The following is a 12,453-nucleotide window of genomic DNA, read 5'->3' on the forward strand; positions in this document are numbered from 1 at the left end:
GAGTGGGTCGCCTAGTCTGCGCTGCATGAGCGAGCGCTCGGGAGACGTCACCGTGGGTCAGGCGACCGGGCGGGGGACGGTGCTGGCGTGGGGGTTCTGGGACTGGGCGGGCGCGGCGTTCAACGCGGTAATCCTGACCTTCGTGTTCTCGGTGTATCTGACCGACAAGGTGGGCAAGGATCTGCCGGGCGGGATCTCGCCCAGCGCCTGGCTCGGGTGGGCGCTGGGAGCCGCGGGGCTGGTGGTGGCGGTGACCGCGCCGGTGGCCGGGCAGTGGTTCGACGCCACCGCCAGACGCAAGCTGGCGCTGGGACTGCTGACCACGCTGACGGTGCTCGTGATGGCGGCCATGTTCTTCGTGCACGCCGACTACCACTACCTGTGGCTGGGATTGGCCCTGCTGGGCGTGGGCTCGGCGGCGTTCGAGCTCTCGCATGTGCCGTACTTCGCCATGCTGCGGCAGGTGTCAACGCGCGCCAATGTCGGGCGGGTGTCCGGGTTCGGCTGGGCCATGGGCTATTTCGGCGGGATCATCCTGCTGCTGATCAGCTACGTCGGCTTCATCGCCGGCAAGGGCGACTATCGCGGACTGCTCGGCGTGCCGATCGAGGACGGGCTGAACATCCGCCTGGTCGCGGTGCTGGCGGCGGTCTGGTTCGCCGGATTCGCGGTGCCGCTGTTCCTGTTCGTCCCCGAGGTCCCACGCACCACGGCCGATCCCGGTGCGGCGGTGCGAGGCCGGTCGTTCCTGCGCTCGTACGGGGTGCTCTTCCGCGACATCCGGGAACTGTGGCGCGTCGACCGGCGCACCGTGGCGTTCCTGCTGGCCAGCGCGGTGTTCCGGGACGGCCTGGCCGGGGTGTTCACCTTCGGTGCGATCCTGGCGGTGCGGGTGTACGGCATCGCGGACTCGGATGTGCTGCTGTTCGGCATTGCCGCGAATGTGGTTGCGGCCCTGGGCGCGCTCGTCGGCGGCCGATTCGACGATCGCACCGGCCCGAAGGCGGTGATCGTCACCTCGCTGGCGGGCATGATCGTGTGCGGAGCGTTCCTGCTGGTGCTGTCCGGTCCGCTCATGTTCTGGATCTTCGGCCTGGCGCTGACCGTATTCGTCGGCCCCGCACAGGCTTCCGCGCGCTCATTCCTGGCCCGGGTGTCTCCGCCGGGTCGCGAGGGTCAGATGTTCGGGCTCTACGCCACCACGGGTCGCGCCGTATCCTTTCTGGCCCCAACCCTTTTCGGCTTCTTCGCCTGGGCGTTCGACGCCGAGCGGGCGGGAATCGTTGGCCTGCTACTCGTCTTGATCGTCGGCCTGATGCTCTTGCTGCCGGTGCGCGGAGATGATGTGCGCGGCCGCTGATTTCAGAAACGGGCCACACCTATGAGGGCCGCCATGCGCCCATGCCGAGCGCGATGAGCCGCACCTGCAGCACCGCGCGCTCCACGGTCCGTACGCTCTCCCGGGATTCGGCCATCAGGTAGTCGGCGATCCGGTCGGCGACGGTGGACACGATGAGATCCGCGGCCAGCTCCAGATCGTCGGGCGACCACGCGTCCAGCGCTCGCACCCGGGACAGGTCGACCACCAATTCCCGTTCGATGAGCTGCATTTCGACCGCGATGGCCCCGCGCAGCGCGGCCGAGCCGCCGTGGCGTTCGCGAATCAGGAAGCCCCACAGGTCGCGCTTCCCGTCGACCTGCTCGAAGACGAAGCGCACGGTCTGCGCCAGCGTCGCGTGCGGGGTGCGCCGCATTTCCCGTAGCGCCAGGCGCAATTGGCGCACACCCTCCTCGACCAGGGTGGTGCCGAGTTCGTCGAGCGAGGCGAAGTGCCGGTAGAAGGCGGTGGGCACGATGCCGGCCGAGCGTGCGATCTCACGCAGGGACAGCGCCGCGAAGCCGCGGTCCGCGGCCAGGGCGAGGGTGCCGTCGAGTAGCGCCGCGCGGGTGCGCTCCTTGCGCTCGACTCGGGTAGCTGCCTGCTCGCTCATCTCGATCACCATACATGCGTTCACATTCGTTCCATTCGCAAGATGTCGTGTGGGTCACACGAACTGCCGGTTGAACTGGAGTGGCTTCGCCCGGCACACTATCTCAGTGTACAGATGTGCACCGAAATGACTCGGGGTTCGGTATGACATCGAGGTCACACCGGAGGCGCATCGACTGCGAAGAGGCGTCGCTCAGCCGGGCGACGCGACAGGAGGCTCACATGGTCGGACTACTCGACCTGGTGCAGAAGACAATGACCACCCCGCACCCGCTGGATCGCTATCTCGAGCTGGTGCGCCCGACCCTGACCCGGCGCACGATGCGCGCGGAGATCACCCACGTGCGGCGCAGCGCGGTCGGCTCGGTCACCCTCACCCTCGCGCCCGCCCGGCAGTGGTCCGGGCACATGGCGGGACAGTACGTGCAGATCGGCGTCGTGATCGACGGCGTCCGTCACACCCGCTGCTATTCACCGGTCAATGCCGAGGGGCGCCGCGACCGGCACATCGAACTCACCGTCAAGGCCCACCCGCACGGCCTGGTCTCGAACCACCTGCACGAGAACGCGATTCCCGGCATGGTGGTCGACCTCGAGCCCGCCGCCGGCGTGTTCCACCTGCCCGAGCCGCGGCCCGAGCAGATCGTGCTGATCAGCGGCGGCAGCGGCATCACGCCGGTGCTGTCCATGCTGCGCACCCTCGCGAACGAGGGCTACCGCGGCCGCATCCTGTTCCTGCATTACAACCGTTCTCCGGAATGGGTGCCGCATCGCCAGGAGCTCGAGGCGATCGCCATGCAGCACGGCAATGTCCGCATCGAATTCCGCTACCCCGAGAACCAGCGCGACGCCAAGTTCGGCTACGACGAGCTGGAGTCCCTCGCGCCCTGGTTCCCGTCCGCGCAGACCTACCTGTGCGGCCCGCCCGGCCTGATGGCCGCGGTGCGCACCGTCTACGAGGCCGAACAGCTCGGCGATCGGCTGCACAGCGAGGAGTTCACCCTCACCACCGCGGTCGTGGACCCGGCCGACGCCGAGGGCAAGGTGACCTTCTCGGGCAGCGGCGTGGTCGCCGAGAACACCGGGGAGAGCCTGCTCGAACAGGCCGAATCCGCGGGCCTGAGCCCGGAGTACGGCTGCCGCATGGGCATCTGCTTCTCCTGCACGGCCGTCAAGCGCAGCGGCTGCACCCGCAATCTGCGCACCGGGGAGCTCGACAGCGACCCGGATCAGCCCATCCAGATCTGCATCAACGCCCCCGTCGGGGACGTCGACCTCGCTCTCTGACTCATTTCCGCCATCTGAACAGGAGGGATCATGGCGATCCTCACCGAAACCACCGAGGGCCCGCTGGTGCTCAGCGTCGACCAGGTCGAGGAGATCGGCCGCGAGCTCGACGCACTGCGCGCCCGCATCACCGCGGACCTGGGCGACCGGGACCGCGAGTACATCTACAAGGTCATCAAGGCCCAGCGCGGCCTGGAGATCGCCGGCCGCGGCCTGCTCTACCTGGGCTTCCTGCCGCCGTTCTGGCTGGCCGGCGTGGCCGCACTGAGCGCGTCGAAGATTCTCGACAATATGGAGATCGGCCACAACGTCATGCACGGCCAGTGGGACTGGATGCGTGAGCCGACCCTGAATTCCCGTGTCTTCGAATGGGATACGGTCTGCCCGGGCGACCAGTGGCGGCACTCGCACAACTACATGCACCACACCTACACCAACATCCTCGACATGGACCGCGACATCGGTTACGGCATCCTGCGCGTGGACGAGGCGCAGAGCTGGAACGTGCTGCGGCTGGGCAACCCGCTCTACGCCTTCGCGCTCATGGTCGCGTTCGAGTGGGGCGTGATGGGCCACGACCTCGAGGTCGAGAACATCGTCCGGGGCAAGAAGTCCTGGCAGGAGGTCAAGACGCTGGTCAAGGGCCAGTGGCGCAAGGCCAGCCGGCAGGTGCTCAAGGACTACGTGGTCTTCCCGGCGCTGACCGGACCGCTGTTCCTGTCCACACTGGCGGCCAACTTCACCGCCAATATCGTGCGCAACCTGTGGACGTTCTCGATCATCTTCTGCGGCCACTTCCCGACCGGCGTACAGACGTTCACCCAGGAGGAGTGCGCCGAGGAGACCCAGGGCGAGTGGTACGTGCGCCAGATGCTGGGCTCGGCCAATATCAAGGGTGGCAAGCTCTTCCACATCATGTCCGGCAACCTGTCGCACCAGATCGAGCACCACCTGTTCCCGGATCTGCCGGCCAACCGGTACCCGGAAATCGCCCCCGAGGTGAAGGCGCTGTGCGAAAAGCACGGCCTGCCCTACAACACCGGACGCTTCTCCCGGCAGATCGGTTCGGTGTGGTCGAAGCTGTTCAAGCTGGCGCTGCCGCCGTTCCTGGTCAAGAATTCAGCACAGGCCGGTGTTATCGTGATGCGCCGGGGGCAGGCGAGCGAAGTGGGCGTGTAGATGATTTCCAAATTCGAGAGCAACAAGGATCTGATCCAGGAATTGACGTCGTCGGGAGCACGACACGTCGGCAATATCGCCTCGATCATCACCGGCACCGTCGCCGAGGTGACCCGCGAGATCGGTGACTGGATCACCGACGCCATCGAGATGCGCGAGGCCGCCGCCGCTGCAGCGCAGGACGCGGCCGCCCAGCGCGCCGCGAACCTGACCGACGACCTCGACGACGAGGTCGACGAGGCCCCGGAACCCGCACCCGCACAGGACAATTCGGCGACGAAGCCGGTCCGCAGCGAGCGCGTGACCGATTCCGAGGTCATCGACGCAGAGGTCATCGACCCGCGTTAGCTCCCGGGGGTCCGGGGGCGAAGCCCTCGAGAGCCCCTGGAGTCGGGTATCACCAGGTCGGAAGTCGCCGGCGATGCTGGGCGACCTCCGTGATCAGATCCCGATAGCCGTCGGCGAGTTCGGCGAGCCGGTACCACTGCAGGTGGGCCTCCGTGTCCACCCCGCGGCGGGGCCGGTCCTCGCTGATGCGATGCGCCACCGCGCGTCGTCGTGCTCGCCCGTCGGCTGCTTTCGGAGCCCGCACCGGCTCGGACTCGGTATTGCCCAGAGCCCGTTGTGCGGCAACCCATTTCGCGGCCATCCGGTCGATGACCGCGCCGAGGGTCTCGGTGTGCAACGAGGCCCCGGCGCGGTGCGGAATGTTCACCGCCACCCAGTCGTCGATGCGGGCCACCAGTTCGGTCCGGCGCTCGTCGATCCGGTCGACGTGGTGGGTGCTGTCGGCGACATCGTCGGGGGTGGCGTCGGCGGCATGTGCCGTGTCCAGGGCGCGATATCGATGCTCATGGCATCGCACCAGTTCGTGGGCTGATTCGAGGACGTCGCGATCGCGACGATCGGAGCTGACCGGTTCCCGGAATGCGCGCAACAGCGTTGATGGCGATGGGAGCTCGGCCCCGAAACCTGCTCCGGTGTAGTCGATTGCCATGATTCCCACCCTCGGCGTCGCATGCGTGGATGCGCCAGGGCCGAGGGGGTTTCGGGGAGGGGCTCCCCTCGGCTCCGGCGCAGCCCCGCACCCGGAACGCAACAGCCCACCACCAGCGACACGGTGAAGTAACCGGGAAATCCGCGACGATGCGATGAGAAGACTGTCCGATAATGCGGGACATATTCAGGAAAGCGCGATAGTCGGAGGGGCGCAACCATCCGGCGCGTGATCGGCGAAGCTGCCTGAAAATCGTTATACAGCATTACAAGACGGTCACATGGTCGCGGCGGTTGAAGGCCGATCGACACCTCTGCGGGCGGTGCGTGAGACAGGGTCGAGGGCTGGGCTCGACCGGGGCGAGGCTTCCCGTCGCAGGGTTCGGTTACCGAGGCTTATGAATAGCTATCTGTGCGGCGTGCCGGGGGCACGACGCGCCGTAGTCCGTTAGCCTCGATATTCGTGCCCGCCTATGCGTCATCGCCGGAACTGCGATTCGGTTTCATGTTCGCGCTGGAAGACCCCGAGCGAATTGCCGAAGTCGTCCGTAATCTGATTGTTCGCCGGACGGTGTCGGTGTTCCGTCTCGCGCATCTGTCCAGCGACAACGGACCGCCCGATCGGTTTGTCGTGAACTGGGGCGCGCTGCCACAGGTCTCCGTCACGACCGCGGCGCCGGACCCCGACGAATTACGTTCCAGCGGAACGATGCTGGTCAACGCGTTTCTGGGGGAGGACGGCGAGGTGAGCCTGTATTCGGCGGGCGCGGCACCGCCGCAGTAGGAACTGGACGGTCCTCTCTCTGTGACGGGTCGCACAGCTCGTCTCAGCGATCTCTCAGCTACTGGCAAGGTTCGCCTAAGTGTCCCTCGGCAGTGTGGGTCCGGTCGCCGAACGGAAATCCCGGGCGGCGGCGTCCACTAGAGAGAGGTTGAAACATGATCCCGGTTATCATCAACACTGGTTCCGCTGCGCTGAACGGCGTGCTGGACACCGGTAGTGCGGCCCTGGGTGGTCTTCTCAACACCCTGTGGACGGGATCCTTCGGCCGTTAATTCGCATTAGAGCGAAGGGTTTTCGGGCAATCGCCCCGGGTGCGTTCGCATCCGGGGCGATTTTTTGTCAGACGGCCAGGGCGGGAGCCCGGCGGGCCTGGAGGATCTGCTCGAGCAGGGCCACCAGGACGAGTTTCACCGATTCACGGTCGCGGGCATCGCAATCCATGAGGTGGATGGTGGGCGAGAGGTCCAGCGCCTCGCGGACCTCGTCGAGCGCGAAGCGCGGTCCGGCCTCGAAGCGGTTGACCGCCACCACGAACGGGGTGCCGCGCTGCTCGAAGAAGTCCAGCACCGGGTAGCAGTCCTCGACGCGACCGGTGTCGACCAGGATGACGCCGCCGAGCGCGCCGTCGAGCAGGTCGTCCCAGAGGAATTCGAACCGCTCCTGACCGGGGGTGCCGAACAGGTAGAGCACCAGGCTGGAGTCGAGGGTGATGCGGCCGAAGTCGAGGGCCACGGTGGTGGTGGTCTTGCCGGTGGCCAGGCCCGGATCGTCCAGTCCCACCGACACTTCGGTCATGGCGGCTTCGGTGGCGAGCGGCTCGATCTCGGAGATCGCTCCGATGAAAGTGGTCTTGCCGACGCCGAATCCGCCGCTGGTCACGATTTTCACCGAGGAGGCGAGCGGTACGGCGGCGGGGTCAGAGGTTCCGAACAAGGTCCCGGATCCTTTCCAGAGCAGCGGTGGAGAGTTCATCGGTCCGGCCGACCGAGACGTGTCCTTCGGATACCAGATCGCTCACCAGCACCCGTGCCACCCCGATCGGAACTCGCAGGGCCGCACCGATTTCGGCGATGGAATGCGGGCGCTGGCACAGTCGCACCACCCGTTCCAGCTCGAACCGCAGCGGTGCGGACAGCGCCGCGGGGGTGGCGCGCACCAGGGTTTCGATGCGCAGGCCGTCGACTACCGGCGTGGTGCGCCCCGAGGTCATCATGAACGGTCGCACCACCTGTTCCTCATCGTCGGCCAATCTCGTATCTCGCGTGGGTTTTTCGGACGCGGCGGCGCCGGACCAGCCGCGCGGGCGGCCGGGCGCGATCATGCGCGCGTCCGGCAGCCGATGCGAATCATTCATCGGCTCAAGGACTCTCGCAATTCGGTGATCAGGGCGGGGGTCAGCAGTGCTCCGGCGCGGTCGGCCAGCACGGCCATCTGATAGCCGACCAGGCCCACATCGGCGCCGTTGTCGGCGATCACGCCGATGCAGCTGCCGTTGCTCATGGCCGAGACCAGCAGGAATCCGCGCCCCATCTCGATCATGATCAGTCGCAGTCCGTCGAAATCGTAACTGCGCGAAGCGCTTCGGCCCAGGCTGGTGAGCCCGGAGACGATGGCGGCGAGCCGGTCACCCGCGGTCCGGTCCAGGCCCTGGGACATGGCCATGAGTAGCCCGTCGGAGGACACCGCCACGGCGTCGCGAACCCCGTCGGTGGTGCGTACGAAGTCGGCCAGCAGCCAGTTGAAAGTGTGCGGATCGGTGTCGGTGTAGTGGGTCGTCACCCGGTGTCCTCCTATGCTGTCGATCCGGGCCGCGGCGGTTCGCCGGTCTGCCCGCGCTGATGGCCGGACCGGAATCCGGCGAGCATGCTGCGTATCTCGTCGGGTGAGCGGTCCGCGACCGGCGGGGCGGCCGGCCGTGCGGCCGCCGGTTGGGCGCCGCCCGGTGCGACGCCCGGATTCTCGCGAGTCTTCCGGTTCCGCTTGACGAGACCGTTTCGCGTACGTTGCACCTCCGGGACAGCTCCCGAAACCTCGGTCGCCGCTTCCGGTGAGCTCGCCGGAACCGGGCCCGCCGGGGACCCCGCCGCCGGTATCCGAATCGCGAACGAACCCGTGGTCGGCCCCCCGAAGAGACGCTCGGCGGCGGTGGCGTGCGGTGGGGCCGCGAGGGTTTGCGGCGGAACGGCCGGGGTGGGGCCGGGCAGCGGAACGAGCTTGATCGAGTTCGGGCTCGCGGGTGCGCCGTTGGGGACGTCGTCGCGGACGGGTGTCGCACGCTGCGGGCGTTCCGTGTCGCCGGAGCCGGGGGTGTGTCCCGAGCTGTGGCGGCCCGGTTTCGGGTCCGGCATGGTGTCGACGACGGTCGGAAGCTGCGCGTCCGCTGCGTGTTTCGAATCCTCGGGCGGGGCGGGAAGTTCCGCGGCGGGGTCGCCGAGCAGGTCGCCCGGCAGCAGCAGCCGGGCCACCACGCCACTGGTCGGGGACACGGTGAGCTCGACCTCGATGCCCAGGCGCCGGGCCAGCCGGCCGACCACGTAGTGGCCCAGGAAGCGGGTGGGCGCGACGAGGAAGTCGGCTTCGCCGCACAGGCGGGCATTGGCGGTGGCGAGCTGATCCGGCGGCATGCCGACGCCGTGGTCGACGATGGCGAGCATGTAGCGCGAGCCGAGCCGGCGGCCGTAGATCTCCACCTCCAGATCGGGCGGGGAGAAGGACAGCCCGTTCTCGATGAGCTCGGCCAGCATGTGCGCGACCTCGCTGACATGCGCTCCCGCGATGGAGATCTCGTCCACCCGGCGCAGCACCACCCGCCGGTAGTCGTCGACCTCGGACAGGCCGGCGCGGATGACGTCGGTCAGCGGAATGGGTTTCGACCAGCGGCGCGGGCTGGACTCGCCGACCAGCACCAGCAGGCTCTCGGCATTGCGCCGCATGCGGGTGGCCAGGTGGTCGAGCTCGAAGAGGTTGGCCAGCGTGCCGGGGTCGAGCTCCTCCCGCTCGAACTCGCTGATCAGCCCGAGTTGGCGGCGCACCAGATTCTGATTGCGCCGCGCCAGGTTGGCCATGGATTCGGTGCTGTTGCGGCGTAGCCGCGCCTGCGCCGAGGCGAGTTCGTAGGCGGTGGTCTGCACCCGGTCCAAAGCCCGGGCCACGGACACGATCTCGGCGCCGGCGCTCTCGTCGGCGCGCACCGGATCGGGCGGGTCCGGGTCCGTGCCCTCGGAGCTCTGCCAGGCTTCGATGAGCTGCGGCAGTCGTTTACCGGCCACCTGGTCGGCCTCCTCGGCCAGCTCGGCCAGTGGCCGCACGATCGCCCGCACGGTGGCGACCACCAGCGCCACCTCGGCGGCGATGGCGAGCAGGGCGGCCAGCACGTAGAGGGACAGGCGCAGGGCGGCGTCGCGGCGCAGTTCGCTTGCCCGGGAGGTGATCTCGCCACCGATGTTGCGCTGGACGGTGCGTTCGCCGTCGATGATGGAGCTCATCTGGCGCCACCAGTCGGCGGGGTTGACCGATTCGGTGATCGGACCGCGCTCGGAGGCGAGGGCGATGGCCTCCGCGTCACCCGCCCGCGCCGACTCGTCGGTTCGCATCGCGGTGTAGAGCTGCGAACGCTGCGCGGGTGTGGCATCGCGTTCGAAAGCGGTCACCGCGGCCTGTCTGGCGGCTCGGATATCGAGGAACTTCACGTACTCGCCCGGTGCGAACGAGCCGGCTGCGAAGACACCGTTGAGGAACCCGCGTTCCTGACCGGTGAACTCCTTGACGTCGCCGAGCGCGTACAGGCTCTGCAACCCCCGCCACAGCCGGCTGTCGAGAGCGTGATCGAGGCCGGGCCGCGCCTGGTTCAGCGTGCCGATGGCGTTGGTATAGAAGGTGAATGAGGCCGACCGGTCGGCGCGCCCGGCATCCACATCGGCGCGCGTGGCGGTCACTCCGGAGAACTGCTGGAGCGCGGTGCGCACCAGATCGGCCCCCGGCGGCTGCTGGTTCAGCGTGGAGTTGAGCTCCTGCAACGCGCTGTCGGTGGCCAGGCGCTGATTGCCGAGCGCGGTACGGGACGCGGTGTCGCCGCCCAGAAGTCCATTGGTGAGACCGCGTTCGCGCTGCACCTCGTGGACCAGGTCCTGTACCGCCAGTGCGAGATGGACCGACCGGGCGGTGTCTCCGGTGTCGCGGTAGTCGTTCACCTCGCGGGTGATGACGATCGTCAGCAGACCCAGCACCAGCGCCACCGACACGATCAGAATGCGGCGCAGGCGCGCCCGGATAGTGCGTGGCCGGATCAATTCCGTTGGCGGCGTGAGCTTCACGTTACCCGTTGGCAACAGTTTCGCCGGACGCACTCTCACTCGGTCTCCCGTAAATCAGCTGTCGTGCCGACCCGGGCCGGGCACATGGAGAATAGTCAGCAACGTCGCACACTCGACCCCGGGCCGCAATTCGAAACCAGTCGATGTGGTGTGCGGAACTCGCAGTCGCGCGCGCTATTACAAATCTGGTCACAATGTGTGAGAAGCAGATGTGATCTTCGCGTCGCCGGGGAAACATTGGGGTGAACAACGGCTCACCGCTGTTCCGGCGGCAGTCGGAAGGAGGCCGCCGCGCTCGAGAGGAGTGACGGACATGCAGCCCAGTCCCGCTTATCCGGTGCGTGTGCGGGGAGACCTCGACCCGGGGTTGTCCCGCTGGATGTGGATAGTCAAGTGGATACTCGCTATTCCACACTATGTCGTGCTGATCTTCCTGAGCATCGCGTATCTCGTGGTGAGCATCATCGCTTTCTTCGCGATCCTCATAACCGGCTCGTATCCGAGAGGGCTCTTCGATTTCAATGTCGGCGTGCTGCGTTGGAGTTGGCGAGTGCGTTTCTACGCGCTCTCGCAGTTGGGAACCGACCGGTACCCCCCGTTCAGCCTGCAACCCGATCCGGACTACCCGGCCGATCTGGAAGTCGACTATCCCGAACAACTGAATCGCTGGATGGTCTTGATCAAGTGGTGGCTGCTGGCGATTCCGCAGTATCTGATCGTCGCCGCGTTCATGGGCGGCGGTCGCAATCAGCTGTCACTGCTGCCGATCCTGCTGATCGTCGCCGTCATCGGTCTGCTGTTCACCGGCGCGTATCCGCGGGGCCTGTACGACTTCGCCATGGGCGTCAACCGCTGGACGTTGCGGGTGCGTGCCTACGCGTCCCTGATGACCGACGCCTACCCGCCGTTCCGGCTCGATCAGGGCTCGAGGGAGCCCGACGCCGCGGCCTCGTAGAGGCGCCGCACCACGTCCTCGATGTCGGGTTCCTCGATCGACAGGTCGCGGACCTCGGCGCGCGCCGAGACGGCCGCGAGGAGCTGTGCGGCAGTGGTGATCTCGGCGTCGAAGGCCAGCCGCTGCCGCATGCCCGCGCCCTGACTGTCGAGCAGTTTGGCGCCGGGCAGGTCGGCCAGGTCGGGGGTGGGCTCGGCGAGATCGACGGTGAGCACCCGTTGCGCACCGACCGTCGCGCCGAGCCCGGTCAGCGAGCCGTCGTAGACCAGCCGGCCGTGGTCCACCACCAGCACCCGCTCGCACAGCCGCTCGATATCGCCCATATCGTGGGTGGTGAGCAGCAGGGTGGTGCCGCGCTGGGTGCGCTCGTAGCGTAGGAATTCGCGTAATCGCTGCTTGGACAGCACATCCAGGCCGATGGTCGGTTCATCGAGAATGACCAGTTCGGGCGAATGCAGCAGGGCCGCCGCGACTTCCGCGCGCATGCGCTGGCCCAGCGACAGCTGCCGGACCGGCGTGTCGAGCGTGCCGCCCATCTCCAGCTGCTCGACGAGCTCGGCGGTGCGGGTGCGCGCCGCAGCAGGGGTGAGCCGGTGGATGGCGGCCAGGATCGAGAACGATTCGCGCAGTGGCAGATCCCACCACAGCTGCGAGCGCTGCCCGAACACCACGCCGATCCGCCCGGCCAGCTCGCGGCGCTGCCGCACCGGGTCCAGCCCGCAGGTGCGCAGTCGCCCGGCCGAGGGGACCAGGATGCCGGTGATCATCTTGATGGTGGTGGACTTGCCGGCCCCGTTCGCGCCGATGTATCCAACCGCCGCGCCCGGCTCGACCCGGAAGCTCATGTCGTCCACCGCGGTCAGCACCTCGCGCCGGCGCCGCCAGCGGCCCTCCTTCTTGCTCAGCACGAAAGTCCTTGTCAGGCCCTCGATATCGATGATGGCACCGT

General features: G+C 67.6%; 13 protein-coding genes. 6 read left to right on the plus strand and 7 right to left on the minus strand.

Annotated elements, in window-relative coordinates; genetic code table 11:
• Positions 1–25: 25 nt before the first annotated feature.
• Positions 26–1,360, plus strand: coding sequence for an MFS transporter (locus ACQP1O_RS07450; RefSeq protein ID WP_433565124.1), 1,335 nt, complete (start codon positions 26–28; stop codon positions 1,358–1,360).
• Positions 1,361–1,379: 19 nt separating this feature from the next.
• Here ACQP1O_RS07450 and ACQP1O_RS07455 read toward each other — a convergent pair whose 3' ends face one another.
• Positions 1,380–1,991, minus strand: coding sequence for a TetR family transcriptional regulator (locus ACQP1O_RS07455; RefSeq protein WP_433565125.1), 612 nt, complete (start codon positions 1,989–1,991; stop codon positions 1,380–1,382).
• 221 nt (positions 1,992–2,212) lie between these two features.
• On the opposite strand from ACQP1O_RS07455, the gene ACQP1O_RS07460 reads away from it, so the two are divergent.
• From ACQP1O_RS07460 to ACQP1O_RS07470, 3 genes are read left to right on the plus strand one after another with little or no spacing between them, the layout of a single operon-like run.
• Positions 2,213–3,277 (plus strand): ferredoxin reductase, encoded by a 1,065-nt coding sequence (locus tag ACQP1O_RS07460; protein ID WP_433565126.1) that lies wholly within the window; start codon positions 2,213–2,215, stop codon positions 3,275–3,277.
• Between the two features lie 30 nt (positions 3,278–3,307).
• Positions 3,308–4,456 (plus strand): fatty acid desaturase family protein, encoded by a 1,149-nt coding sequence (locus ACQP1O_RS07465; RefSeq protein WP_433565127.1) that lies wholly within the window; start codon positions 3,308–3,310, stop codon positions 4,454–4,456.
• Positions 4,457–4,804 (plus strand): hypothetical protein, encoded by a 348-nt coding sequence (locus tag ACQP1O_RS07470; protein ID WP_433565128.1) that lies wholly within the window; start codon positions 4,457–4,459, stop codon positions 4,802–4,804.
• 49 nt (positions 4,805–4,853) lie between these two features.
• Here the strand turns inward: ACQP1O_RS07470 and ACQP1O_RS07475 are convergent, their stop codons facing one another.
• On the minus strand, positions 4,854–5,453 hold the full coding sequence (locus ACQP1O_RS07475; RefSeq protein WP_433565129.1) for a DUF4254 domain-containing protein: 600 nt from the start codon (positions 5,451–5,453) through the stop codon (positions 4,854–4,856).
• Positions 5,454–5,915: 462 nt separating this feature from the next.
• Between ACQP1O_RS07475 and ACQP1O_RS07480 the strand changes: the two genes are divergently transcribed.
• Positions 5,916–6,236, plus strand: a complete 321-nt coding sequence (locus ACQP1O_RS07480; RefSeq protein WP_379400928.1) for a hypothetical protein — start codon at positions 5,916–5,918, stop codon at positions 6,234–6,236.
• Between the two features lie 339 nt (positions 6,237–6,575).
• On the opposite strand, the gene ACQP1O_RS07485 is transcribed toward ACQP1O_RS07480, so the two are convergent.
• The 4 genes from ACQP1O_RS07485 to ACQP1O_RS07500 are packed head-to-tail and all read right to left on the minus strand — an operon-like array spanning position 6,576 to position 10,588.
• Complete coding sequence (locus ACQP1O_RS07485) at positions 6,576–7,169, minus strand: GTP-binding protein (RefSeq protein ID WP_433565130.1); 594 nt, start codon at positions 7,167–7,169, stop codon at positions 6,576–6,578.
• A complete protein-coding gene (locus tag ACQP1O_RS07490) occupies positions 7,153–7,590 on the minus strand; it encodes a DUF742 domain-containing protein (protein WP_379382751.1) in 438 nt (145 codons plus the stop codon). Before ACQP1O_RS07490 ends, ACQP1O_RS07485 begins: the two co-directional genes overlap by 17 nt.
• Positions 7,587–8,015, minus strand: coding sequence for a roadblock/LC7 domain-containing protein (locus ACQP1O_RS07495; protein ID WP_354834451.1), 429 nt, complete (start codon positions 8,013–8,015; stop codon positions 7,587–7,589). Before ACQP1O_RS07495 ends, ACQP1O_RS07490 begins: the two co-directional genes overlap by 4 nt.
• A gap of 11 nt (positions 8,016–8,026) precedes the next feature.
• Positions 8,027–10,588 (minus strand): sensor histidine kinase, encoded by a 2,562-nt coding sequence (locus ACQP1O_RS07500; RefSeq protein WP_433565131.1) that lies wholly within the window; start codon positions 10,586–10,588, stop codon positions 8,027–8,029.
• A 274-nt stretch (positions 10,589–10,862) separates the two neighbouring features.
• Between ACQP1O_RS07500 and ACQP1O_RS07505 the strand changes: the two genes are divergently transcribed.
• Positions 10,863–11,504, plus strand: coding sequence for a DUF4389 domain-containing protein (locus ACQP1O_RS07505; RefSeq protein WP_433565132.1), 642 nt, complete (start codon positions 10,863–10,865; stop codon positions 11,502–11,504).
• On the opposite strand, the gene ACQP1O_RS07510 is transcribed toward ACQP1O_RS07505, so the two are convergent.
• Positions 11,468–12,349, minus strand: a complete 882-nt coding sequence (locus tag ACQP1O_RS07510; protein WP_433567606.1) for an ABC transporter ATP-binding protein — start codon at positions 12,347–12,349, stop codon at positions 11,468–11,470. The two genes, ACQP1O_RS07505 and ACQP1O_RS07510, sit on opposite strands and share 37 nt — an antisense overlap.
• Positions 12,350–12,453: the final 104 nt, after the last annotated feature.

It is taken from the genome of Nocardia sp. CA-151230 (assembly GCF_050942175.1).
In the GTDB taxonomy this organism is placed as follows: domain Bacteria; phylum Actinomycetota; class Actinomycetes; order Mycobacteriales; family Mycobacteriaceae; genus Nocardia.

What these genes read in the sequence shown, in the direction of transcription:
- ACQP1O_RS07490 (WP_379382751.1), bottom strand. Translation starts at nt 7,590, where the DNA reads ATGAATGATTCGCATCGGCTGCCGGACGCGCGCATGATCGCGCCCGGC.
- ACQP1O_RS07455 (WP_433565125.1), bottom strand. Translation starts at nt 1,991, where the DNA reads ATGAGCGAGCAGGCAGCTACCCGAGTCGAGCGCAAGGAGCGCACCCGC.
- ACQP1O_RS07460 (WP_433565126.1), top strand. Translation starts at nt 2,213, where the DNA reads ATGGTCGGACTACTCGACCTGGTGCAGAAGACAATGACCACCCCGCAC.
- ACQP1O_RS07450 (WP_433565124.1), top strand. Translation starts at nt 26, where the DNA reads ATGAGCGAGCGCTCGGGAGACGTCACCGTGGGTCAGGCGACCGGGCGG.
- ACQP1O_RS07475 (WP_433565129.1), bottom strand. Translation starts at nt 5,453, where the DNA reads ATGGCAATCGACTACACCGGAGCAGGTTTCGGGGCCGAGCTCCCATCG.
- ACQP1O_RS07465 (WP_433565127.1), top strand. Translation starts at nt 3,308, where the DNA reads ATGGCGATCCTCACCGAAACCACCGAGGGCCCGCTGGTGCTCAGCGTC.
- ACQP1O_RS07505 (WP_433565132.1), top strand. Translation starts at nt 10,863, where the DNA reads ATGCAGCCCAGTCCCGCTTATCCGGTGCGTGTGCGGGGAGACCTCGAC.
- ACQP1O_RS07510 (WP_433567606.1), bottom strand. Translation starts at nt 12,349, where the DNA reads ATGAGCTTCCGGGTCGAGCCGGGCGCGGCGGTTGGATACATCGGCGCG.
- ACQP1O_RS07470 (WP_433565128.1), top strand. Translation starts at nt 4,457, where the DNA reads ATGATTTCCAAATTCGAGAGCAACAAGGATCTGATCCAGGAATTGACG.